The sequence below is a fragment of the Campylobacter sp. BCW_6467 genome (assembly GCF_001762855.1).
In the GTDB taxonomy this organism is placed as follows: domain Bacteria; phylum Campylobacterota; class Campylobacteria; order Campylobacterales; family Campylobacteraceae; genus Campylobacter_D; species Campylobacter_D jejuni.
This window is the reverse complement of sequence record NZ_MJXP01000020.1, coordinates 1-22,869: the sequence shown is the minus strand read 5'-3', so window position 1 is coordinate 22,869 and position 22,869 is coordinate 1. Positions and strand designations below refer to the sequence as shown.

General features: G+C 30.3%; 24 protein-coding genes. 20 read left to right on the top strand and 4 right to left on the bottom strand.

Annotated features, from left to right (window positions below; translation table 11 throughout):
• Window positions 1–6: 6 nt before the first annotated feature.
• The 3 genes from AJ888_RS09360 to AJ888_RS09350 all read right to left on the bottom strand — a co-directional run bounded on the left by AJ888_RS09360 (window position 7) and on the right by AJ888_RS09350 (window position 1,072).
• A complete protein-coding gene (locus AJ888_RS09360; RefSeq protein WP_257841613.1) occupies window positions 7–135 on the bottom strand; it encodes a hypothetical protein in 129 nt (42 codons plus the stop codon).
• A 228-nt stretch (window positions 136–363) separates the two neighbouring features.
• Complete coding sequence (locus AJ888_RS09355; RefSeq protein ID WP_002862224.1) at window positions 364–771, bottom strand: molybdopterin-dependent oxidoreductase; 408 nt, start codon at window positions 769–771, stop codon at window positions 364–366.
• A gap of 151 nt (window positions 772–922) precedes the next feature.
• Window positions 923–1,072 (bottom strand): hypothetical protein, encoded by a 150-nt coding sequence (locus AJ888_RS09350; protein WP_002862223.1) that lies wholly within the window; start codon window positions 1,070–1,072, stop codon window positions 923–925.
• 334 nt (window positions 1,073–1,406) lie between these two features.
• On the opposite strand from AJ888_RS09350, the gene AJ888_RS02205 reads away from it, so the two are divergent.
• The 20 genes from AJ888_RS02205 (at window position 1,407) to AJ888_RS02110 (ending at window position 21,907) form a co-directional block, all read left to right on the top strand.
• On the top strand, window positions 1,407–2,942 hold the full coding sequence (locus AJ888_RS02205; RefSeq protein ID WP_002862222.1) for an ABC transporter substrate-binding protein: 1,536 nt from the start codon (window positions 1,407–1,409) through the stop codon (window positions 2,940–2,942).
• Complete coding sequence (locus tag AJ888_RS02200; protein ID WP_002862221.1) at window positions 2,942–3,886, top strand: ABC transporter permease; 945 nt, start codon at window positions 2,942–2,944, stop codon at window positions 3,884–3,886. Before AJ888_RS02205 ends, AJ888_RS02200 begins: the two co-directional genes overlap by 1 nt.
• Window positions 3,873–4,667 carry an ABC transporter permease gene (locus AJ888_RS02195; RefSeq protein ID WP_074487149.1) on the top strand — a complete coding sequence of 265 codons (795 nt, stop codon included), beginning with the start codon at window positions 3,873–3,875 and terminating at the stop codon, window positions 4,665–4,667. Before AJ888_RS02200 ends, AJ888_RS02195 begins: the two co-directional genes overlap by 14 nt.
• On the top strand, window positions 4,664–5,374 hold the full coding sequence (locus AJ888_RS02190) for an ATP-binding cassette domain-containing protein (RefSeq protein ID WP_032603387.1): 711 nt from the start codon (window positions 4,664–4,666) through the stop codon (window positions 5,372–5,374). The genes AJ888_RS02195 and AJ888_RS02190 overlap by 4 nt, the downstream gene beginning before the upstream one ends.
• On the top strand, window positions 5,367–6,032 hold the full coding sequence (locus tag AJ888_RS02185) for an ATP-binding cassette domain-containing protein (protein WP_002862218.1): 666 nt from the start codon (window positions 5,367–5,369) through the stop codon (window positions 6,030–6,032). Before AJ888_RS02190 ends, AJ888_RS02185 begins: the two co-directional genes overlap by 8 nt.
• 112 nt (window positions 6,033–6,144) lie before the next feature.
• Window positions 6,145–6,534, top strand: a complete 390-nt coding sequence (locus tag AJ888_RS02180) for an NAD(P)H-quinone oxidoreductase subunit 3 (RefSeq protein WP_002824972.1) — start codon at window positions 6,145–6,147, stop codon at window positions 6,532–6,534.
• A complete protein-coding gene (locus AJ888_RS02175) occupies window positions 6,516–7,019 on the top strand; it encodes a NuoB/complex I 20 kDa subunit family protein (protein WP_002851253.1) in 504 nt (167 codons plus the stop codon). Before AJ888_RS02180 ends, AJ888_RS02175 begins: the two co-directional genes overlap by 19 nt.
• Window positions 7,016–7,810: an NADH-quinone oxidoreductase subunit C gene (locus AJ888_RS02170; protein WP_079396365.1), complete on the top strand. Its 795-nt coding sequence runs from the start codon at window positions 7,016–7,018 to the stop codon at window positions 7,808–7,810. Before AJ888_RS02175 ends, AJ888_RS02170 begins: the two co-directional genes overlap by 4 nt.
• 1 nt (window position 7,811) lies before the next feature.
• On the top strand, window positions 7,812–9,038 hold the full coding sequence (gene nuoD / locus AJ888_RS02165) for an NADH dehydrogenase (quinone) subunit D (RefSeq protein WP_002862216.1): 1,227 nt from the start codon (window positions 7,812–7,814) through the stop codon (window positions 9,036–9,038).
• Complete coding sequence (locus AJ888_RS02160; protein WP_002824979.1) at window positions 9,035–9,262, top strand: NADH-ubiquinone oxidoreductase subunit E family protein; 228 nt, start codon at window positions 9,035–9,037, stop codon at window positions 9,260–9,262. Before nuoD ends, AJ888_RS02160 begins: the two co-directional genes overlap by 4 nt.
• Complete coding sequence (locus AJ888_RS02155) at window positions 9,259–9,951, top strand: hypothetical protein (protein WP_002862215.1); 693 nt, start codon at window positions 9,259–9,261, stop codon at window positions 9,949–9,951. Before AJ888_RS02160 ends, AJ888_RS02155 begins: the two co-directional genes overlap by 4 nt.
• Complete coding sequence (locus AJ888_RS02150; protein ID WP_002862214.1) at window positions 9,948–12,410, top strand: NADH-quinone oxidoreductase subunit G; 2,463 nt, start codon at window positions 9,948–9,950, stop codon at window positions 12,408–12,410. The genes AJ888_RS02155 and AJ888_RS02150 overlap by 4 nt, the downstream gene beginning before the upstream one ends.
• Complete coding sequence (gene nuoH, locus AJ888_RS02145; protein ID WP_002856570.1) at window positions 12,403–13,401, top strand: NADH-quinone oxidoreductase subunit NuoH; 999 nt, start codon at window positions 12,403–12,405, stop codon at window positions 13,399–13,401. Before AJ888_RS02150 ends, nuoH begins: the two co-directional genes overlap by 8 nt.
• 9 nt (window positions 13,402–13,410) lie before the next feature.
• On the top strand, window positions 13,411–14,052 hold the full coding sequence (nuoI, locus tag AJ888_RS02140) for an NADH-quinone oxidoreductase subunit NuoI (protein ID WP_002862213.1): 642 nt from the start codon (window positions 13,411–13,413) through the stop codon (window positions 14,050–14,052).
• The gene (locus AJ888_RS02135) at window positions 14,049–14,567 is read left to right on the top strand and encodes an NADH-quinone oxidoreductase subunit J (protein ID WP_002856161.1); all 519 of its coding nucleotides are present in this window, start codon (window positions 14,049–14,051) and stop codon (window positions 14,565–14,567) included. The genes nuoI and AJ888_RS02135 overlap by 4 nt, the downstream gene beginning before the upstream one ends.
• Complete coding sequence (gene nuoK, locus AJ888_RS02130; protein ID WP_002858466.1) at window positions 14,564–14,860, top strand: NADH-quinone oxidoreductase subunit NuoK; 297 nt, start codon at window positions 14,564–14,566, stop codon at window positions 14,858–14,860. Before AJ888_RS02135 ends, nuoK begins: the two co-directional genes overlap by 4 nt.
• A 1-nt stretch (window position 14,861) precedes the next feature.
• A complete protein-coding gene (gene nuoL, locus AJ888_RS02125; protein ID WP_070296112.1) occupies window positions 14,862–16,652 on the top strand; it encodes an NADH-quinone oxidoreductase subunit L in 1,791 nt (596 codons plus the stop codon).
• Between the two features lies 1 nt (window position 16,653).
• The gene (locus AJ888_RS02120; RefSeq protein ID WP_070296111.1) at window positions 16,654–18,141 is read left to right on the top strand and encodes an NADH-quinone oxidoreductase subunit M; all 1,488 of its coding nucleotides are present in this window, start codon (window positions 16,654–16,656) and stop codon (window positions 18,139–18,141) included.
• Window positions 18,131–19,519, top strand: coding sequence for an NADH-quinone oxidoreductase subunit N (locus tag AJ888_RS02115; RefSeq protein WP_044794378.1), 1,389 nt, complete (start codon window positions 18,131–18,133; stop codon window positions 19,517–19,519). Before AJ888_RS02120 ends, AJ888_RS02115 begins: the two co-directional genes overlap by 11 nt.
• Before the next feature lie 21 nt (window positions 19,520–19,540).
• Window positions 19,541–21,907: a tetratricopeptide repeat protein gene (locus AJ888_RS02110; RefSeq protein WP_070296110.1), complete on the top strand. Its 2,367-nt coding sequence runs from the start codon at window positions 19,541–19,543 to the stop codon at window positions 21,905–21,907.
• A gap of 47 nt (window positions 21,908–21,954) precedes the next feature.
• Here the strand turns inward: AJ888_RS02110 and AJ888_RS02105 are convergent.
• Window positions 21,955–22,869 (bottom strand): methyl-accepting chemotaxis protein (locus AJ888_RS02105; protein ID WP_002934477.1); only part of this gene is annotated, 915 nt, incomplete at its 5' end.

Genomic DNA, 22,869 nt, shown 5'->3' with positions numbered 1-22,869 from the left:
CATCGTTTAAAATATCATGCACTTATTTAATGGTGTTGTGCTGATTTGTAAGGCAATTTCCTGCCGTATTAAAATAAATTTGATATTTTGTTTTAATTGTGTTTTACCACGTACTCCATCGCTAATATCTGCCATTTCTTTTCCGCGATAAATGGCATCTGTGAATAAAAAACAAGGCTTTATGGTGGTAATTTCTCTTGCAAGTTGAACTATGTGGTTTATAATCTTGCTAGCCCAATCAGGAGTTTTTTCTACTCCATCGTTTAGTCCTAAAACATAGCTTTCATAGCTTGAGTTTTGGTTGTATCTTGTGGCAGAGTATTTTCGCTAAAGCTTATGGTGTATTTATCAAGAAAAGTTCTATCAAGTAAATCTTTTTATCATCACATAATCAAAGCTGCATCGGTTCCTGGTGTTAAAGGCTTTTTGATAAGCATAGCCTACTCCACCACCTCCCATTCTAGTTTCAACATGATTTACTCCAAAAAATATAGCTAATTTTGCAGAGCGTAAAGTGTATATATCGCTAGCAGGAGATCCTCCATAGAAAAAATTCATAGCATTTGAAATTTGAGCCGTAGAATAAGAATTATGATAATTTAAATAATCACCATAAAGATTTAAAAGTCTAGCCCATGGACCTTGTGTACAGCGATTGATTATTGTTCTTGTTGCATAATTTATATAAAAGGCTTCATTGCCGTATTTTTCTTTAATTTCTTGCATTTTGGCAGAAATTTCATCAAAAGCTTGTTTCCAAGAAATAGGCATAAAAATTTACCTTCACCCCTTTTTCCCACTCTTTTTAAAGATCTTTTTAGGCGATTTGCGTTGTAAACTTTATATCTTGAACTACGCCCTCTAATACAGGCTCTTGCTTGACGATTATCAAAGCTATCATCACCTTCATTATCAGTACTGATTATTTAATAATTCCATCTTGAGTATGCACTTTTACAGGACATTTTGTTCCGCAATTTACATTACATTCAGCCCATTTGCTGATCAATGGTGGAGTTTTTAATAAATTTGCACTTAGACTTATAGGACTTAAGGTTAAGCCACCAAACAAGGAACTCCATTTTAAAAATCTCTACGATTTTGTTTCATGTTATCTCCTTGCATTTATGTGACAAAAGTAATTGCAATTATAATACAAATAATAATTTTATTCAATTAAAATTAAGACTTTAAAACTCCTAAATATAAGCTTTATAATGGATTTTTCGTTTATGAATTTAACTTCAAAAAATAAAAATTTGAATAATATAATGATAAAAATTTATTAAATATAGTATTTAAATAGAAATTTATAACTAAAATATAACTTTATCCCCCGTATAGGCTTGCGAGTTGAGTTTTTTTGTTTTATAATTTTGTGCGTTATTAAAATAAAAAGGTTTTTTATGTTGAGATTTTTAATTTTTGTATTGTTACTTTTTGTAAATTTAGAAGCAAAAATCCCAAAAGATACACTTATTGTAGCGGTTGAAAATGAAATCACAAGGATAAATCCTGCTTATAGTGAGGATCATGATGCAGTGATTAATCTTGTATTTTCAGGGCTTACGCGTTTTGATGAATATATGAGTTTAAAACCTGATTTGGCTAAGTCTTGGGATGTTAGTAAAGATGGGCTTGTTTATGATATTTTTTTAAGAGATGATGTTTTATGGCATGATGGAGTCAAATTTGGTGCTGATGATGTGAAATTTAGTATAGAAGCCTTTAAAAATCCTAAAAACAATTCTTCTGTTTATGTCAATTTTGAAGACATTAAAAGTGTGGAAATTTTAAATCCTTCTCATGTAAAAATCACACTTTTTAAACCTTATCCCGCATTTTTAGATGCTTTAAGCATAGGAATGCTTCCTAAACATTTGCTTGAAAATGAGAATTTAAACACAAGCTCTTTTAATCAAAATCCTATAGGCACAGGTCCTTATAAATTTGTAAAATGGAAAAAAGGTGAATATGTTGAATTTAAAGCCAATGAACATTTTTATCTTGATAAGGTAAAAACTCCAAGACTTATTATAAAACACATTTTTGATCCTTCTATAGCTAGTGCCCAGCTTAAAAATGGCAAGATAGACGCAGCTTTAATCGATGTTTCTTTGCTAAATATTTTTAAAAATGATGAAAATTTTGGAATTTTACGTGAAAAATCGGCTGATTATCGGGCTTTAATGTTTAATTTTGATAATGAATTTTTAAAAGATTTAAAAGTAAGACAAGCTTTAAATTACGCAGTTGATAAAGAAAGTATAGTAAAAAATCTTTTACATGATTATGCTTTTGTGGCCAATCACCCTTTAGAGCGTTCTTGGGCAAATTCTAAGAATTTTAAAATTTACAAATATGATTCTAAAAAAGCCGAGGACTTGCTTGTAAGTGCAGGTTTTAAGAAAAATGAAGATGGAAATTTTGAAAAAGATGGGAAAATTTTAGAATTTGAAATTTGGGCGATGAGTAATGATCCTTTAAGGGTAAGTTTAGCTGGAATTTTGCAAAGCGAATTTAGAAAAATAGGAGTTGTAAGCAAGGTGGTGGCTAAACCTGCTGGAAGTTTTGATTATTCTAAAGTGGATAGTTTTTTAATAGGCTGGGGAAGTCCTTTAGATCCTGATTTTCACACTTTTAGGGTATTTGAAAGTTCGCAAGATAGTGCTTTAAATGATGAGGGTTGGAATTTTGGACATTATCATGATAAAAAAGTGGATATAGCCTTGCAAAAAGCAAGAAATACTTCAAATTTAGAAGAGAGAAAAAAATATTATAAAGATTTTATAGATGCTTTGTATGAAAATCCTCCTTTTATTTTTTTAGCTTATCTTGATTTTGCTTTAGTTTATAATAAAGATTTAAAAGGTATCAAAGCAAGGACTTTAGGTCATCATGGAGTGGGTTTTACTTGGAATGTTTATGAGTGGAGTAAATAGTGCTAAAACGCTTAGTTTTTAGTATCTTTATAGCATTTTTTAGCACTTTTTTATGTTTTATTTTGCTTTATTTTAGTAAAGGCAGTATAGCTTATGCTAATGGAGTTAATTCACAAAGTAAAGAATTTGTTCAAAGAATAGAACAAAATTTAGGGCTTGATAAGCCTTTGTTAGAGCAGTATAAAATTTGGCTTTTTAAGGCTTTAAAAGGAGATTTAGGGGTTTCTTTTTTAAGTGGAGAAAGTGTTTTAAAGCTTATAAAAGAAAGAATTTTTAATACTTTTATTTTGGGTTTTAGTGCCTTAATGCTTTTATTTTTACTCAGTGTTTTTTTGGCACTTTTGGGATATTATTATAAAGAAAGTTTTATAGATAAAATCATCACTTTTTTAGCTTTTAATTTTTTTGCTTTACCTCCTTTTGTTTTGGCTTTATTGTTTGTTTTGATTTTTGGAATTTTTTGGAAAATTTTGCCTGTTATGGGAAGTAGTGATATAGGCTTTGAAGATGATTTTTTAAATCGTTTAGAGCATTTGATTTTGCCTGTTTTGGTGCTTGTTTTATCACATTTAGCGTTATTTTTAAGGATTGCTAGAAATTTTATCAATGAAAGTTTTTCTCAAATTTTTATTCAAAATTTATACGCTAGAGCTTTGAGAGAAAAAGATATTTATTTTTTAGTTTTGAAATATTCTTTAAGTCCTATTGTGGCTTATTTTGGGGGAAGTGCTTTAAGTTTTATGATGGGAACTTATGTGGTAGAAAGTGTCTTTGCTTACGAGGGGCTTGGATCTTTACTTTTTAAAAGTATTATTTTTAAAGATTATCCTATTGTGCTTGCGCTTATATTTTTTAGTGTTTTGCTTGCAGCATTTTTTACATTTTTAAGTGATATTGTAGCTAGGATTTTAAATCCTAGATTAAGAAGGCTTGATTTTGTTTAAATTTCTTATCATACTTGCGCCTTTAATTTTTTTGTTTTTATGCGCCTTGTTTGCACCTTTTTTGACTCCTTTTGATATTTTAAGTACTCATTTAGAAAATTTGCATCAAGCTCCTAATTTTACTTATATTTTAGGGACTGATTTTTTAGGCAGAGATTTGTTTTCTCGTTTGCTTTTTGCTTTGAGAAATTCTTTGATTATAGGTGTTGGTGGATCTTTATTGTCTATTATCTTTGCTTTGTGTTATTTGTTTTTAGCACGATGTTTTTTTTATATTTTTTGGATGCGTATTTTAGAGTTTTTTTTAGCCTTGCCTGCTTTTTTACTTATGATGTTTTTTCAAAGTATGATAACTTCTGATGTGTTTTTGATGATTTTTTTAATCGCTTTAATTCATTGGTGTTTTATAGCAAGAATTATAGAAAGTGAATTAAAAAGACTTGAAAATTTAGATTTTTACAAAGCAAATATAGTGCTTGGAAGAACTAAATTTAGAGCTTTTTTTAAAGATTTAATACCTGCTTTAAAAACACTGATTTTTACACTTTTTATATTTAATATCGTTCATGCTATAGCCACAGAAGCTACTTTGAGTTTTTTTGGACTGGGTTTAGGATTTGAAATTCCAACTTTAGGTACTCTTTTGAGTGAGTCTTCAAAAGCAGTTTTTATAGGTGCTTGGTGGATGATACTTTTTCCACTTTTAAGCTTGCTTTTGTTGTTTTTACCTCTTTTATGGTTGGGTAATTTTTTACAAAAAATTTGGGGTATAAGATCTTGAAGGTAAGAAATTTAAATATCAGTTTGAAGAATAATTTGTTGCTTAAGGATATTAATTTAGATATAAAAATAGGCAAAACTTTAATGATACTAGGACAAAGTGGAGTAGGCAAAAGTTTGTTAGGAAAAGCTTTGGTAAGACTTTTAGATTCTAACTTCACAATAAGTTTTGATGAATTAAGTTTTCATAATTCTTGTATTTTTAATTTTAACAAAGAAGAACTTAGAGATTTTCGTTCTAAGGTGGCACTTGTTTTGCAAGATGCAGAGCTTAGTCTTTATCCTTATTTGGATATTGGAAATTTATGTCATCTTGTTTTAAAAACTCATACAAAATTAAAACAAAAAGAAAGAAAAGATTACGCTTTTTCTTATTTTAAAAAATTAGGATTTGAAAATCTTGATCGTTTGTGGCATTCTTATGCTAATGAATTAAGTTTGGGTATGGCAAGAAGGGTGAGCCTAGCTTTGGCATTATTAAATCAACCCCAAATTTTAATTTGTGATGAAATCACAGCTTCTTTGGATAAAGAAAACGCTTCTAAGATTATATCGATTTTAGAAGAATTAAAAAATAACACAGCCTTAGTTTGCATCACTCATGATTTAAATTTGGTAAATTCTTTAGCAGATGAAATTCTTATGCTAGAAAAAAATAGTTCAAATTTATATAGCTTAGATGAGTTTTTAAGGTATTATAATGCTTAAAGTTTGTAATTTAAGTAAGTTTTATGAGCTTAAAAAGCATTGGTATTTAAAAAAAGAAAGACATATTATTTTTGATAATATCAATTTTTCTTTAAATAAAAATGACAATTTAATAATTTTAGGTAAAAGTGGTGCAGGTAAAAGTACATTAGCTAGAATTCTTTGTTTTTTAGAAGATCCAAGCGAGGGTGAGGTATGGTATGAAAATCTTAACTTACACAAGCTTGATAAAAACAAACAGAGACTTTTAAGAAAGCAAATTCAGTATTGCTTTCAAGATCAAAAAATGGCTTTAAACCCTTATAAAAAAATCAAAAATCTTATACAAGATGGTTTGGAAAATTTTAATTTACAAAAGAATGATGACTTGATTTTAGAATTTTTTGATTTTTTTAGTCTAAAAAAGCAAATTTTAGAACAAAAACCCTATGAGTTAAGCGGAGGAGAAGCCACGCGTGTAGGTCTTATCCGTGCTTTGATTTTAAATCCTAAATTGTTGATTTTAGATGAAATTACTTCAGCACTTGATATTAAAACTTCTAAAGAAATTTTAACTTTTTTATATGACTATCAGCAAAAAAATAATATTTCTTATATATTTATAACCCATCAAAGTGATCTTTTTTATAAATTTAATCATAAAAAATTAAAACTTTAAAAAATATTTTTTAATATAAGTTTCAATATAGAAAGTTTAGAGTAAAATAAAGAAAAGTGTAAATTTAATTTTTGTTGTGGAGTGATTAAAGTGCTTTAAAAAAGGAGAATAAATGTCTCATATAGATGCTTCGCATCCTTATTTTGGTATTTTTTTAATGCTAGTACTTGCTAGTGTTATTTTTTTTGGACTGGTTTTTTTAGCTTCAAAAATTGGTAATAATTTTGCCGCAAAAAATCGCAAAAAATTAGGACTTGGAATTTATGAATGTGGTCCTATTCCTGTTAAACAAGCTAACAAGATTAACTCTCAATTTTTCATCATCGCCTTAATCTTCATACTTTTGGATATAGAAGTTGTGTTTTTATTTCCTTGGGCTTTGATTTTTAAAGATTTAGGTTGGTTTGGGCTTTTAGAAGTTTTTGTTTTTATCGTACTTTTAGGAGTTGGATTTTTATATGCTTATAAAAAAGGAGCGTTTGCATGGCAGAGCATCAAGTAAATTATGCAAGTGGTTTGCCCGTAGTTTTAACTAGTGTTGATAAACTAGTTCAATGGGGTAGGAGTAATTCTTTATGGGCTTTATCTTATGGACTTGCCTGTTGTGCGATTGAGATGATGGCAGCTGGGGGTTCAAGATATGATTTTGATAGATTTGGAACGATTTTTAGAGCTTCACCACGCCATAGTGAAGTGATGATTATCGCAGGAACTTTGTGTAAAAAACACGCTGAATTTACAAGAAGACTTTATGATCAAATGCCTGATCCTAAATGGGTGATTTCTATGGGAAGTTGTGCCAATACAGGCGGTATGTTTAATACTTATTCTACGGTTCAAGGAGTGGATAGAATTATACCTGTAGATATTTATGTGCCAGGCTGTGCTCCACGCCCAGAAAGTTTTCAGTTTGCTTTGATGATTTTGCAAAAAAAGATCCGCAAAGAAAAAGCAAGTCGTAAGATCGCACCTAAAAGGTTGATATGATGAGAAAGTATAGCGATAAAAAAAATGCTCAAACTCAAAATTATTACAAAGATAGATTTTATCACGCACCACACACTGTAAAATCTGATGTTAATGAAAGTGTTTTTAAAGATGATTTTGAAGTTTTAAAAACTCAAGTAGAAATTTTAAATTCCTTTGTAGAGCTTGATTTTTGGGTAATAGAAATTAAAAAAGAAGACAATGTTAAAACTTTGCAAATGCTTAAAACTTTAGGGTATTTAAGTTTTACAGAGGCAAGTGCTATTGATTTTGTAGCAGATAAAAATGGTTTTGAAGTGTTTTATCAGCTTTTAAATTTAGAAAAAAAATTAAGAGTGAGAATAAAAACTTTTGTAGGCGTAAAAGAGCGTTTGCAAAGCGTGGCTCATGTTTTTAAAGGGGCAAATTGGAGTGAGAGAGAAATTTATGATATGTTTGGAATTTTCATCATAAATCATCCCAATTTAAAACGCATTTTAATGCCTGATGATTGGTTTGGACATCCGCTTTTAAAAACTTATCCTTTAAAGGGTGATGAGTTTGCAAGATGGTATGAGATTGATAAAATTTTTGGTAAAGAATATCGTGAAGTAGTGGGTAAAGAACAAAGAGATTCTGGTTTTGTTGATGATAAAGATACGCTAAATTTTGCAAGACTTTATCATGAAGTGCCAAAAGGTGGTCAAAAGAAGGAAGTTTCCTTTAAACAAGAATATCAAGAAGATGAAGGCGTGGCTTTTGTAAAAAAAGTAAAACGTGATGAAGCAAAAATTTTAGAGAAAAGGCGTTAAAATGCAAATTCCTAGCAAGTTAAAACCTTATTATGAAAATATAGCTTTTGAGCAAGAAGACTCAAAAATGATTATCAATTTAGGCCCTCAACACCCTTCAGCACATGGAAATTTACGTCTTATTTTAGAACTTGATGGAGAGCAAGTTGTAAAAGCGCGTCCTTGTATAGGTTATATGCATCGTGGTATGGAAAAAATGGCTGAAAATATGATTTATCAAGAATTTATTCCTACTACTGATAGAATGGATTATATCGCCGCTTCAGCGAATAATTATGCTTATTGTGCAGCGGTTGAAAAGCTTTGTGGTTTAGAGATTCCACGCCGTGCAGCAGTCATACGCATGATACTTTTAGAATTAAACCGTATTGCATCGCATTTACTTTGGCTTGCCACTCATGCGCTTGATATTGGTGCGATGAGTGTGTTTTTATACTGCTTTAGAGAACGTGAGTATGTTTTGGATTTGATAGAAAAGTATTGCGGTGCAAGGCTTACGCATTCTTCTATGAGAATAGGCGGGGTTATGCTTGATTTACCTGAGAATTATTTAGAAGAAATGCTTGCATTTTGTGACAAATTTCCAAATGATCTAAAAGATTATGAAGATCTTTTAGATGATAATAGAATTTGGCGTTTAAGAACTGAAAATGTAGGTGTGGTTACCAAAGAACAAGCCTTAAATTGGGGTTGTACGGGTGTGATGTTAAGAGGAAGTGGTATAAAATACGATATACGCAAAGAAGAGCCTTATTTGCTTTATAATGAAGTCGAATTTGGTGTGCCTTATGCTACACAAGGGGATTCTTATGCAAGATATAAAGTTTATATGCAAGAATTTCGTGAAAGTTTGAAAATCCTTAGGCAATGTGCCACGCTTTATAAAGATACTCCACCTGAAATTTTAGCTACGCATCCTGAGTATGTAAGTGCTTCAAAGGAACAAATTTTAACGCAGAATTATTCCTTAATGCAGCATTTTGTTTTAATCACTCAAGGTTTAAAACCTCCTAAAGGCGAAGTTTATGTGCCTACCGAAAGTCCAAAAGGTGAGCTTGGCTTTTTTATCCATAGTGATGGTACAGGAAGACCTTATCGTTTAAAGGCTAGAACGCCTAGTTATTGGCATTGTGCGTTTTTTGAAGAAATGCTTGTAGGTACTTATTTGGCTGATGTTGTAGCCATTATGGGTAATGTAAATATAGTTTTAGGTGAGATAGATCGATGAGAAGAGTAGATTTAAGAAAAAGCAAAGAGCTTTTTGAAGATTTAGCACAAATCATAAAAGAAGCAAAACAAGGTGAGGTTTTAGTGGTGCTTTTTGAAATCGGCGATTTTTCTCCTGTTGAAAAAAGTTTTTCTTTTGTAAAAGAACAAGGTTGCGAGCTTTTAAATTCTTTGAAATTTAATCAAGTGGATTGGACTATTGTTATAAAAAAGGAGAGGGTATGATTTATGATAATGCTCTTTGTTTTTTAGATATGCCAAGCCTTAAAAACAAAAATTTATGTGAAAAAATAGGTGTAAATAGTATTAATATTTCTTGTTTGGAAGATAAAAATTTAAAAGCTAAATTTTACAAATGCGAAATTGCAAGTTTGAGTTTTGTTTTAGCCTTGCTTTGTAAATTAAGCGATGAAGGACAATTTAGCGATTTAGATGAGGGATATTTAAGTGCTGAATCTTGCTTTGGAGAGGAAGAAGCAGGTGAAGTGCTTGCTTTTTTAAAAGAGGCTAAGTATTTAATTATAGATAAAAATATCCATTTTTATAAAGATAGCGAAAATATCAAATATTTTTTGAATTTCTTAAGCGTAAAATATGAATTAAAGATTTTAGATAGCGATGAAGAAGAATGCGATTTTAAAAAGGCAAAATTAAACACCTTAAAAGAACTAGATAATTATGATGGTTTAGTGCTTTTTAGAGCAAATTTGCAAGATAAAAATTTACATTGTTCAAAGCAATTTTTACAAATTGCAAAATGCAAAGATCAAAGTGAAGTTAAAATTTTGGCTAAAGATTTTAGTTTTAAAACCAAGCTTTGTTTAGATGAAAATTTACAAGGCACCATAGCTTTTTTAAATTATGAAAACAATGGTTTTGATTTTACTCCAATTCGCATAAAGGAAGCAAAATGACAGTTAAGATTAATGGTATAAATTGCGCCTTTGAAGAAGGCGAATATATTTTAAATATAGCAAGAAGAAATGATATTTTTATCCCAGCGATTTGCTATCTTTCAGGCTGTAGTCCTACTTTGGCTTGTCGTATGTGTATGGTTGAAGCTGATGGTAAAAAGGTATATTCTTGCAATACTAAAGCAAAAGAGGGTATGGTTGTAGAAAGTGATTTAAAAAATCTTTGGGATGAAAGAAATGAGATCATGCAAGCTTATTGTATCAATCATCCTTTAGAATGTGGAGTTTGCGATAAATCAGGCGAGTGTGAATTGCAAAATTTCACTCATAAAAGTCGTGTAAATGTTCAAAAACATTGGATTAAAGACACGCATAAACCGCATAAACATTGGGGAATGATTAATTACGATCCCGCACTTTGCATAGTATGTGAGCGTTGTATTACAGTTTGTAAGGATAAAATCGGCGAAAGTGCTTTAAAAACCGTTCCTCGTGGCGGAGATAGTGTGGATAATAGCTTTAAAGAGAGCATGGGAAAAGATGCTTATGCGATTTGGACTAAATTTCAAAAAAGTTTGATAGGTCCTGCAAATGGCGACACGCTTGATTGTTCATTTTGTGGGGAATGTACAAGCGTATGCCCAACAGGAGCTTTGATAGGTTCGAAATTTCAATACACTTCAAATATTTGGGAACTTAAAAGAATCCCTGCTTCAAATCCGCATTCAAGCGATTGTGAGTTGATGTATTATGATATTAAGCAAAGTGGTATTAGCAATCAAAAAGAAAAAATTTATCGTGTGAGTAATGATTTTGCCTTTGCGAGTTTAAATAAGGCTGCAAGATTTGCTTTTGATACGCAAAATGAGGCAGATAAAGATGAAAAAGCCTTTAAAGAACTTGTGGAGCTTTTTGAGAAAAATGAAATTAAAAACATTAAATTTAATAGTTTTATTACCAATGAAGAAGCTTTGATTTTACAAAATTTAAAAAAGAAATTTAATCTTTCTTTGATCAATGAAGAAGCTTTGAAATTTAAAGAATTTTTACAAGAATTTATCGCTAATTCTGGCGAGTTTTATAGTGCTAATACTCAAGATATAACAAAAAGTGATTTTTTGGTTGTGGCTGGAATGCTTTTAAGATATGATGCTCCAACACTTAGCTATAAAATCAATAATGCTTTAGTGATGAATAAAGGCTCAGGGCTTTATTTTCATCCTATGGAAGATATGGGTATAGCAAAATATTCTAAAAATTTTATTTCACACATTCATAAAAGTGGCGATGAAGAGCAAATTTTATATTTTTTACTTCAAAAATTTAGCCAAGATGAAGGTATTAAAACTCATTTAGCAGAGTTTTTTGTTAGTGAAAATAAAGAAATAGAAGAAAGTATCAACGAAGAAGTTGTAGAGCAAGTCATAGAAAAAGATGAAGAAGGCAATGAAATCCAAAAAGAAGTAAAAAAAGTCGTGCCTAAGAAAGTGAAAAAAATCATAGAAGTGCAACGCTCTATTTTTGCTAAAAATTTAGGCATAGATGAAGATAAATTAGAAGATTTATTGCTTAAAAAAGCAAATTTTACTCTTGTTATAGGGAGTGATTTTTATTTTCATAAAAATGCGAAAAAACTTGCTAAATTACTTGCTTTGATCCAAAATACCACTCCTTTTAAAGTCTTTTTAAATCCTACGCATACCAATACCTTAGGTGTGGCCATGATTTGCGATTTGGATAAAAACACACAAGAAGGCAAGACTTTAGGTTATAATGAAAAAGGTGATTTTAGTTTTTCTTATGAAGAGCATGCAAATTTAGCTAGTGCGAGTTTAAATCAGCAAGAAGGAACTTTTTTAAATTACGATAAAAGAGTGGTGCCAACTAACGCTGCTTTAGAATTTAAGGGATATTTTTTAAATGATTTAGCTAATGCTTTAGGTTTTGATGAGGAATATACCATAAATTATACTAAGAGACTCCCTATAAATAAAGGTTTTTCTCCGATTGATTTTGATCATTTAGACAATTTTTATACCAATGCAGGCGATTGTAAAAGGGGATATGAGCTTAATTTAGAATGTTTTAAACAAGTTGCTAAAAAAGAATTCATCTCTCCAAATTTTGAAAATTTAAACCCAAAAGAAGATGAAATTTTGCTTTATAGTGCTAATCCTAGCTATCAATTTGGTAGATTTTCAAATCGTGCTAGTGCGATTAATGAGGTGATTTTTTTAGGTGTAAGTGAAAATTTAGCTAAAGAGAAAAATTTAAAAGATAAAGATCTTGTAAAACTTAAAATAAAAGATAAAGAATTAAGCCTTAGTGTGCGTGTGGATAAGGATATAAAAAATGGAGCTTTCTTACCGTATTTTGATGAAAAACTTGACACGCTAAGCTTTTTTGATGAAAGATTTGTTGTGGCGAATTTAGAAAAATTAGGAACAAACCATGAGTGATTTTGCTTTTTTTGCTTTAGAGGCTTTGATTAAATGTATTATTGTCATTGCAATATTTGCGAGTTTAGCAGGTCTTGCAACTTATGCTGAAAGAAAAGTTTTAGCTTATTTTCAAAGACGCATAGGGCCTGATATGGTAGGGCCTTTTGGGCTTATTCAACTTGTAGCTGATATGATAAAACTTTTTACTAAAGAAGATATAATCCCTTCAAATTCGCAAAAATTTATTTTTGCTATAGCACCTTTGATTTCTGCTATTTGTGCTTTTGTTTCTTTAGCGGCTATTCCTATGCTACCTGAATTTACTTTATTTGGAAGGGTGATTCAGCCTATAGTGGCAGATATCAATGTAGCTTTGCTTTTTGTCATCGGCACTTCAGGACTTTGCTTTTATGCGGTGTTTTTGGGTGGACTTGCAAGTAATAATAAATGGTCGATTTTAGGGGCTGCAAGAGGGCTTGTAGCGATTATTTCCTATGAAAGCGTAGGAGCTTTGGCTTTGATTGCTATTGTAATGCTTGTAGGTTCTTTTTCTTTGGTGGATATTAACAATTATCAAAGTGATGGATTTTTTTCTTGGCTTATTTTTAAACAGCCCTTGGCTTTTGTGCTTTTTATAATTGCTTTATTTATAGAGACCAATAGAACTCCGCTTTGTTTGACGGAAAATGATGCTGAAATTGTAGCGGGTTATGGAACGGAGTATTCGGGTTTAAGATGGGGTATGTTTTTTATAGGTGAATATGCTTCTATGATAGCTGGAGCTATTTTGGTAACTCTTTTGTTTTTAGGGGGTTTTAATAGCTTTTGGATTATTCCTGGTTGGATTATGATGATAGTAAAATCAAGTTTTATTTTCTTTTGGTATTTTTGGGCAAGAGCTGCTTTTCCGCAATTGCGTCCAGATCAAGTGATGAAAATGTGCTATTTGATCTTAATCCCTTTAGCGGTTTTAAACCTTTTAATCACTGCTTTGGCAGTTCTTTTATAGGAGTTTGATATGAAAAATTATTATTTAGTGGATGAGAAAAGAAAAACTCCTGTTAGCACTTGGGAGAAAATTTCACAAGCTTTGCGTAGAAGCGTTAAACTAGAGCTTTTTGTAGGGCTTTTTGTGATGATGAGAGAATTACTTAAGAGAAATAATAGCGCTACGATTAAATATCCTTTTGAAAAGGTAAAGCTTGACAATCGTTACCGTGCTGTTCATCGTTTGATGCGTTTTATAGAAAGCGAAAATGAAAGATGTATAGGTTGTGGGCTTTGCGAAAAAATTTGCATTAGCAATTGTATTAGAATGGAAACTTCTTTAGATGAAAATGGGCGTAAAAAAGTAGGAAATTATAGTATTAATTTAGGGCGTTGTATTTATTGTGGTTTTTGCGCTGAGGTTTGCCCAGAACTTGCTATAGTACATGGGACAGAGTATGAAAATGCAGCCGAGCAAAGGTCTTATTTTGGCTATAAGCAAGATTTTTTAACTCCTATTGATAAGCTTAAAAATCAAGTTGAATTTGAAGGAGCAGGAAGCCTTAGAAAAGATGCTGATTTATTGGTGGTAAAAACACCAAGTTATTACGATGTGATGATTGAAAGAGCCTTAGAAAATCAAAATACACAAGAGCAAGGAGAAAATAAATGATAGAAAATTTAGCCTTTGTATTTTTTAGTGTAGTGGTTTTAGGCTTTTTTGGCATTGCGGTTTTAAGTAAAAATATGCTTTATTCTCTTTCGGCTTTAGCGGGTGGAATGGTGTTTTTATCGGGATTTTATTTTTTACTTGATGCAGAGTTTTTAGGCGTGATACAAATTATTGTTTATAGTGGAGCTGTGCTTGGACTTTATAGTTTCGCGATGATGTTTTTTGATGCTTCTAAAGAATTTAAAGAACAACTTAAAGCTAAAAAAAGTTTTTTTACTTTGGTAGTTTTAAGTGCAATTTTACTTTTGGCCATGCTTATAGGTTTTAAATACCAAAATATCAGCACGGATTTGCCTTTAAATGATCCTGCTTTGTTTGATTTTAATAAACAACTGGCTTTAGCGATTTTTTCAAAATATCTTTTAGCTTTTGAATTTATAGCTATTTTGCTTTTGATTGCTTTAGTTTGTGCTATCACTCTTACTCATAAAGAGCTTACAAAGGAAAAACAATGATAGAAAAGTATTTTTTTATAGCTATTTTAATGTTTGTCATAGGGCTTGTAGGGATTTTAAAAAGACAAAATCTCATCATGCTTTTTATTTCGAGTGAAATTTTATTAAATAGTGCTAATTTAGCCTTAGTAGCAGCTTCTAAAATGCACAATGATTTAAATGGACAGGTTTTTGCACTTTTTATCATGGGTGTAGCGGCTTGTGAAGTAGCTGTTGGTGTAGCTTTGTGTGTGCTTTGGTATAGAAGAAAAGGCACTTTGGAATTAAAAAGCTTAAAAGAAGTGGAGGCTTAGTATGCAAAATTTGGCTTTGATTTCTCTTTTTAGTCCTTTTATAGCTTTTTTGTTTGCAAGTTGTTTTGCTTTGAGTGAGAAAAAACAATTTGTAGGGATAATTTGCTCACTTCTAATAGCTTTGAGTGCTTTTTGTTCTTTGTATTTGCTTTTTTGCAATGAAGCTTTTAATGTGAGTTTGTTTGAATGGTTTGCTGGAGTAAATTTTGGATTTGATATAGATGCCATTTCGCTTACTATGATGAGTGTTGTAGGTATTGTAGCTACTTGTGTGCATTTTTATAGTATTTTTTATATGGCTCATGATGAAGGTTTTAATAAATTTTTTGCTTATTTAGGACTTTTTGTCTTTTCTATGCTTTTTTTAGTTATGAGTGATAATTTCTTAGGACTTTTTGTAGGTTGGGAAGGCGTTGGGCTTTGCTCTTGGTTGCTTATAGGTTTTTGGTATAAAAATGATACTTATTCTTTTGCAGCTAATGAAGCCTTTATTATGAATCGTATTGCGGATTTGGGTATGCTTTTAGGAATTTTTTGGCTTTATTTACAAGCAGGAACTTTAAAATATGATGAAGTTTTTTCCATGGCACAAAGCCTAGATCGCAACGCTTTGATTTTAATCGCAACTTGTTTATTTATAGGGGCTATGGGAAAATCTGCACAATTTCCTTTTCACACTTGGCTTGCTGATGCTATGGCAGGGCCAACTCCTGTTTCTGCATTAATCCATGCAGCAACCATGGTAACAGCGGGGGTTTATTTGGTAATTCGTGCGAGTACGCTTTATGATTTAGTTCCTGAGGTTTCTTATATTATTGCCTTACTTGGAGCTTTTGTAGCGATTTTTGCAGCCTCTATGGCTTTGGTGGCTAGGGATTTAAAACGCATTATTGCTTATTCTACCTTATCTCAACTTGGATATATGTTTGTGGCTGCAGGACTTGGGGCTTATGGTATAGCTTTATTTCACTTAGCTACACATGCTTTTTTTAAATCTTTACTTTTCTTAGGTGCTGGAAATGTAATGCATGCTATGAATGATAAATTAGACATTAAAAAAATGGGTGGACTTTTTAAACCTTTAAAATTTACAGCTATTTTGATGTGTATAGGATCTTTAGCTTTAGCAGGAATTTATCCTTTCGCAGGATTTTTCTCTAAAGATTTGATTTTGGGATATTCTTTCATTTCTTTTCACCATGGTATTTTTTTAGTGCTTTTAATCGCAGCTTTTTTAACAGCATTTTATAGCTTTAGACTTTTAATGTTGGTATTTTTTACCCCTACAAGACATGATGAACATCCACATGAAGCAAGTAAAATCGCACTTTTGGCTATGAGTCCTTTGATGGTTTTAGCTATTGTTGCAGGATTTTTTGAACATAGTTTTTTTGAATATTTAAGCACAAAATTAGTTTTTATTGATGCACAAAATCAAATTGTAATGATTTGTGCGAGTGTAGCAGCTATTTTGGGTGTAATTTTGGCTATTTTTGCTTATAAAAATTCTTGGTTTAAAGAAAGTATTGAAGAAAATAAAATTCACAAACTTTTAAGCAATGATTATTTTATTCCTAGATTCTATCATCAATTTATCGTTTCAAAATATGAAAGCTTATGTGCGATTTTAAAACATTGTGATCTTTACATTTTTGATAGAATAGTTGAAAAAATTGCTTTGTATTCTCAAAATATTTCACAAAAAATGATTATGCCAAACAGCTTAAACTTAATGCTTAGATTTTTGGTGGCAGCTTTTGTGATTTTGTTGATTTTGGTATGGATGGTGTAAAATGCTAAATTATTTGATATTTTTTCCTTTAATTTCTGCTTTTGTGGTTTTGCTTTTAAATCGCGGAGGCGTTAAGGTTTTTAGCGTTGTTGTAAGTTTTATAATTTTGGCTTTAAATTTGGATATTTTTGCGGATTTTTTACAAGGGGCAAGCTTTGATTATAATCTCTCTTTTAAAATTTTGAAATTTTTTAGCTTTCATGTAGGAGTAGACAGTATTGCACTTGTGTTGATGCTTTTAAGTTCTTTGATGATATTTTTAAGCTTTTTATTTTTAAAGCTGGAACAAAAAGCACTTGTATCTTGTATATTCTTTTTAGAATTTGCCATTATGGGACTTTTTAGCGCAAAAGATGGTTTGTTATTTTATGTTTTTTGGGAATTTTCTCTTTTGCCTTTGCTTTATATTATGGGAGTTTATGGTAAAGATTTTAGAGCAGGGGTGAAATTTTTTATCTATGCTTTTGCGGGTTCAATTTTAATGCTTGTAGCATTGATTTATCAAGCTTATTTAAATTATCAACTTTTAAATATTTTCACTTTTGACTTGGAAATTTGGAAAAATAATGCCTCAGCAGTAAATTTCACAGAGCAACTTTTACTTTTTGGAGCATTTTTTATCGCTTTTGCTATCAAAGCTCCTTTATTTCCACTTCATACTTGGGCACCTAAGGTTTATGCAAATTCGCCTGTGCTTGTTTCTGTAATGCTTGTAGTTTTTAAAATGGCTCCTTTTGGATTTTTACTTTTTTGTTTACCACTTTTTCCAGATGCGAGTGTGTATTTTATGCCTTTAATTGTAGCTTTATGTATAGTGAGTATCGTTTATAATGCTTTAATTGCTTATAGAGCAGAAAATATTAAAGAATTGATCGTTTATAGTTCTATTTCACATCTTGGTGTGATGATTTTGGGAATTTTTTCTTTAAATGCTTTGGGTATTAGTGGTGCAGTTTTTTATATGTTTGCACACGGTATTGTAACAGGAACTTTATTTTTAATGGTTGAACTTTTATACCAAAGATATCATACTTATGATATTTCTTTTTACCATTCTTTGGCCAAAAAAGCACCTTTATTTTCAATTTTCTTTATGTTAATTTTACTCGCAAGCGTTTCTTTGCCTTTAACTGTTTCTTTTGTGGGAGAGTTTTTAATTCTTTTAGGTATAGCAAAGATTAATTTATTTTACGCTTTGTTGGCAGGTTTGGTGATTATTTTAGGAGCGATTTATATGTTTGCAGTATTTAGAAAAATATTTTTCATGCAAAAACAAAGCTTTATAGAGGGTTTTTCTTTACGTTTTAGAGAAATAGTAGCGCTTGTGTGCATTGTAGTAATGATTTTTGGACTAGGGCTTATGCCAAATATACTTTTAAAGCCGATACAAAAAGATGTGGATAATCTTATAAAAACAATGAATATTAGAGCTGTTGAGCAAAATACTTTAGATTTTTTATCTAAAATAGGAGAGGCAAATGTTAAATAATTTTTTAAATTTAGAACTTTTAAATATAAGCTTATCTTATCCATTTTTATTTTTAATTACAACTGCAATAGTTCTTTTGCTTTGCTCTGGTTTTTGGAAATTTCATCGATCGTTTTATATCGGTATAAGTTCTTTATCTTTAATTGTAAGTGCTTTTTTGATTTTAAATAATGCAAATGCTCAAGGTTTAGAAGCAAAAGCTTTTTTGGCTACTTTAAATAATGATATTGTTTCATTTTATGCTTCTTTGGTGATTTTGTGTTTTTCATTTTTATATCTTTTAATGCAAAAAGAAGAAAATCAGGGTGAATTTTATGCTTTATTTTTATTTGTGATTGCATCTTTGCTTTTGATGGTTTCAAGCTCAAATTTAGTACTTATTTTTATAGGACTTGAAAGTTCTTCTTTAGCACTTTATACTTTAATAGCAATGCGTGGAAGTGATAATGCTATTTCAAGTGCGATAAAATACTTTAGTGTAGCGGCTGTAGGAGCTGGGTTTTTTGTTATGGCTGTAGCTTTTATTTATTTAAAAACAGGAACTTTAGATTTATCTGCTAATTTAGCGTTAAAAAATGAGTTTCAAAAAGATCCCATGCTTTTGGGTGCTGGAGTGATGATTTTTGTTCTTTGTGCAATCAAGCTTTCTTTGGCACCTTTTCATTTTTGGCTTAAAGATGTGTATTATGCAGCACATACAAATTTGGTTGCTTTTATTTCAGTTGTGCCAAAAGTTGCCATGTTGGGTGTGGTTATTCGTTTGTTTGATTTTTTAAATAATACAGGTTTTGAATATATCATAATAGTTCTAGCGATTTTTTCTATGCTTATAGGTGCTTTTGCGGCTCTAAGTCAAAACAATATCAAAAAAATGTTTGCTTATAGTTCTGTAGTGCATTCTTCTTTGGTTTTGGTGGCTTGTATTCCTTTACTAAAAGAACAAAATTTTGATGGAATTTTGCTTGCTATTTTTGGATATTGGACTTTATTTGCTTTTGCAAATTATGCTGTATTTATGATTTTAAGCAATTATGAGAATAATTCTTATGAGAGTTTAAATGGACTTTTGGTTAAAAAACCTTTAATTGCTTTTTGTTTGAGCATTAGTGTGCTTTCTTTAGCAGGTGTCCCGCCTTTTGGAGTATTTTGGGGTAAATTTATGATTTTAAATACAGCAATTTTAAATGGATATTGGTATTTGGCACTTTTTGTGGCTTTATCTTCTGTTATTATGCTTTATGCGTATTTAAAGATTTTAATTCATGCTTTATTTATGAAAAATGATAGGGTTCATAATATTAAGTTTAGTTTTATACAAAATTTTATTTTAGCTTTTTGTGTTTGTATAAGCACTTTTGCTATATTGTTAATGTTATAAGAGTTTTGCTATAATTATTTTATGAGAATATTATTTTTAATTTTATTAAGTTTTTTAAATGCTTTTGCTTTTGAGCTTGTTTTAAACACGGGTCGCGAAAATAATCAAGCTTTTGCAGTTTTACATGCGAGTAATGATTTAGAATTTACATGTCAAAAATTTATTACCGAATCAAAAGTTCATTTTGAATGTGATATTGCAGGTATGGTTGATAATAAATTAAAAGATCAGAGTTTTTCTGCTTTTGATTTAAAATTTATACAAGAAGCTCAAAAAATTAAAATGATCATTTTGCCAAAAATACAAGCAAGAATGTTTGACACTTCTCAAAATATTTATATAGATAAAGAACTTAGTTCATCAAGTTCGCATAAAAGTAAGGCTTTTACTTTTATTTTTGCACCAGAGCTAGCACCTATTAAAGACTATGATGGACTTGATTTTAATATCAATTTTCCACACGAGAGCTTGCCTTATGTTGGAGCTTTGGATTTAAATTCTGATCCTGTTATTATCCCTCAAAGTGCAGATATTAATACTTATTTACGCATCAAAAAAGAATACGATAAGGCTAATTATAGTCAGGTTGCTATTGATGCGCAAAATGCTATCAATAGATATCGTGGTAGTATTTTTATTAGTGAATTTATACTATATAAATTAAGAGCTCAAAATAAACTTTACACCCAAGATCCAAGCATGCGTGATCAACAAATTTTAGAAAAGATGATTGATGATGCTAAAAATTGGACGCGTACTTTTACAAGTGATAAAAATTTTTCAGAAGTTTTACATATAATGTTAAGAACTTATATCGCTTTAGCCCAGCGTGCTGATGTAGAATATACAATGTCGATTTTGGATAATGAACAACCTAATAATTATTTTACTCAGTTATCAAAACTTGATTATGCAGACTATATTTATAATTTAAATGAAAAAGAAAAAGCTGTAAATATTTATGAAAATACTTATTTTAATACAAAAAATTTAGATTTAGCTGCAAGAGCAGCTATGAGTTTGGCAAAGAATTTGCTTTCAAATGGGCAAGTAAATAAAGCTATAGAGTATATTAACACTATTTTAAAAGCCAATCCTGAATATTTTGGAAAAGATATTCCAAGATCTTTAGAACTTGCTAAATTATTTAATCAAAAAGGACAATTTGATATAAGTGCAAGTATTTATGAAGATGCCTTTGCTAAAATGTCCAAACTTGATCCAAGTTATGAAGAAACTTTAAAAGATTTAGCCTTAGTTTTATCACATACTAACAGATCTAGTGATGCTAAAAAATACCTTGATTTGTATATGGATGATTATTTAGATGGTAGGTATTTAGATGAAATCAAAAAAGCAAGTGATGAGGTATTCTTTGCTTTAGGTGATAATAATGCAAGCTTTTTGCATCAGCGTTATACAGATTTAATGAAGCAATATGCAAATAAAGATGAGAATATTGCAAATAAAGCTTTAGATGAAGATGTTGCACTTTATTATAAAGAGGGAAATTTTAGTGCGATTTTAGCTTATAAAGATCTTATAGAAAGTAAAAAAATTCCAAATGCTATTCAATTTTTAGAGAAAGCAGCTGTTAATGATTTAAAAAATGCGATAAAAGCTGATAATTGTATCAATGCTGCAAATATTTTTATGCGTTTTAGCGCTTATGATATAGGTCAGAAAATTGAGAATAAAAAACAAATGTTAGCTTGTCTTATCAGAACTTCTAATGTTGAACAAGCACTTGATTATATAGATAAAAATTATAGCGAAGATTCTATATTTTATGGTCTTCAAAAAGCATCTATTCTTTTTGATAATAAACAATATCCTCAGGTGATTAAAATTTCTAAAGATATAGCTAATTCTAGAATTTTAAAAAGCGATGATGAGAATTTTAAGGCTTATTATTTGCAATTTTTGTCTTTGTTGCGTTTAAATGACTACAATCAAGCCATTAAAATTTTGCAAATTTTAGAAAGTTTTCCAATGAATTTTAGTATGGTAGAAGCTTATGATGCTTTACTTTCTTATGCTAATGATCATAATATGCAAACAACTATTTTAACTTACGCACCTAAGGCCATTGACTATCAAAATTTTAAAGGTATAAATCTTTTTAGTCCTAATTTAGAATTTATGTATCTTGATGCTTTGGCTAAAATCAATAAAAATGAAGAAAGTTTAGCTGTTTTAGCAGATTTGCTTAAATTAAAACTTTCAGATGAAGATAGAGCAAGAGCTTTATATATCCAAGCTTTAACTTATGAAAGAATGCAAAATATACAAGCTGAAAAAGAAAGTTTAAAACAATGTCTTGAAATCAAAAGTGTTTCAAATTGGCAGAATTTATGTAAGAGTAAAAATCAAATTTTAAATCAATAAGTAAATTTATTTTATAGATAACTAGCTTTTTAGCTAGTTATCTAAGATTAAAACCTCTTCTTCTTAACATCTTCTAAGATATTATTAGCTATATCACTTACTGTACTAGAAATAATAGCTGATTCATTAGCAATTTCAACATTATCTTTAGTAGTTTGATCAATTTGTGCTACGCTATCATTGATTTGAGTAATACCTGCAGTTTGTTCTTTAATACTTTCTGCCATATCATTGATAGATTGAACAAGTAAGTTAGTATTAGCTTCTATTTCAGATAAAGACTTTTGAGTTCTCTCAGCTAGTTTTCTAACTTCATCAGCCACAACAGCAAAGCCTCTACCATGTTCTCCAGCACGAGCTGCTTCAATAGCTGCATTTAAAGCTAGAAGATTGATTTGATCTGCGATATCTCCTATAATACCTGTAACATTTTTAATCTCTTCAGATTGAGTGATAACATCACTAGTTTTAACTGAAACATTTTGCATAGAAGAAGTGATCTCTTCTAAAGCTGCTGCAGTTTCTTCTAAAGATTGAGCTTGAGAATTTGAAGAAGTGGTTAAGCTTTGAACAGCAGTTTGTAATTTTCCACTTTCATTAGCTAAAGCATTAGCAAAGTCTGAACTTTGTTTTAGCATTTTAACTATTTCATCGCCTAAAGCATTAGTAGTTAATTCAACACTTCCTGAAGCATTAGAGATTTTATTTCTAAAATCTAAGCTTTTGTATTCTTCAAATATTTTATGAATAACATTCATATCAGAACCTACTCTAGCTTGTAAAACATCAAGAAGTTTATTTAGAACATTTTTAAGTTCAATAAGTTGTGGGTTTCTTGGATTAGCAGTAATTCTTGCTGTTAAATTACCACCTTCTACAACTGATACGGTTTGAACTGATTCTTTAACAGCTTGATTGTCTTGTTCTAAACCTTTTTTAGTAGCAAGGATGTTTTCGTTGAT

Excerpts from the sequence above, each read along its gene's own strand:
- AJ888_RS09360 (WP_257841613.1), bottom strand. The coding sequence starts at position 135 with ATGGCAGATATTAGCGATGGAGTACGTGGTAAAACACAATTAAAACAA.
- AJ888_RS09355 (WP_002862224.1), bottom strand. The coding sequence starts at position 771 with ATGCCTATTTCTTGGAAACAAGCTTTTGATGAAATTTCTGCCAAAATG.
- AJ888_RS02205 (WP_002862222.1), top strand. The coding sequence starts at position 1,407 with ATGTTGAGATTTTTAATTTTTGTATTGTTACTTTTTGTAAATTTAGAA.
- AJ888_RS02185 (WP_002862218.1), top strand. The coding sequence starts at position 5,367 with ATGCTTAAAGTTTGTAATTTAAGTAAGTTTTATGAGCTTAAAAAGCAT.
- AJ888_RS02180 (WP_002824972.1), top strand. The coding sequence starts at position 6,145 with ATGTCTCATATAGATGCTTCGCATCCTTATTTTGGTATTTTTTTAATG.
- AJ888_RS02175 (WP_002851253.1), top strand. The coding sequence starts at position 6,516 with ATGGCAGAGCATCAAGTAAATTATGCAAGTGGTTTGCCCGTAGTTTTA.
- AJ888_RS02170 (WP_079396365.1), top strand. The coding sequence starts at position 7,016 with ATGATGAGAAAGTATAGCGATAAAAAAAATGCTCAAACTCAAAATTAT.
- nuoD (WP_002862216.1), top strand. The coding sequence starts at position 7,812 with ATGCAAATTCCTAGCAAGTTAAAACCTTATTATGAAAATATAGCTTTT.
- AJ888_RS02160 (WP_002824979.1), top strand. The coding sequence starts at position 9,035 with ATGAGAAGAGTAGATTTAAGAAAAAGCAAAGAGCTTTTTGAAGATTTA.
- AJ888_RS02155 (WP_002862215.1), top strand. The coding sequence starts at position 9,259 with ATGATTTATGATAATGCTCTTTGTTTTTTAGATATGCCAAGCCTTAAA.
- AJ888_RS02150 (WP_002862214.1), top strand. The coding sequence starts at position 9,948 with ATGACAGTTAAGATTAATGGTATAAATTGCGCCTTTGAAGAAGGCGAA.
- nuoH (WP_002856570.1), top strand. The coding sequence starts at position 12,403 with ATGAGTGATTTTGCTTTTTTTGCTTTAGAGGCTTTGATTAAATGTATT.
- nuoI (WP_002862213.1), top strand. The coding sequence starts at position 13,411 with ATGAAAAATTATTATTTAGTGGATGAGAAAAGAAAAACTCCTGTTAGC.
- AJ888_RS02135 (WP_002856161.1), top strand. The coding sequence starts at position 14,049 with ATGATAGAAAATTTAGCCTTTGTATTTTTTAGTGTAGTGGTTTTAGGC.
- nuoK (WP_002858466.1), top strand. The coding sequence starts at position 14,564 with ATGATAGAAAAGTATTTTTTTATAGCTATTTTAATGTTTGTCATAGGG.
- nuoL (WP_070296112.1), top strand. The coding sequence starts at position 14,862 with ATGCAAAATTTGGCTTTGATTTCTCTTTTTAGTCCTTTTATAGCTTTT.
- AJ888_RS02120 (WP_070296111.1), top strand. The coding sequence starts at position 16,654 with ATGCTAAATTATTTGATATTTTTTCCTTTAATTTCTGCTTTTGTGGTT.
- AJ888_RS02115 (WP_044794378.1), top strand. The coding sequence starts at position 18,131 with ATGTTAAATAATTTTTTAAATTTAGAACTTTTAAATATAAGCTTATCT.
- AJ888_RS02110 (WP_070296110.1), top strand. The coding sequence starts at position 19,541 with ATGAGAATATTATTTTTAATTTTATTAAGTTTTTTAAATGCTTTTGCT.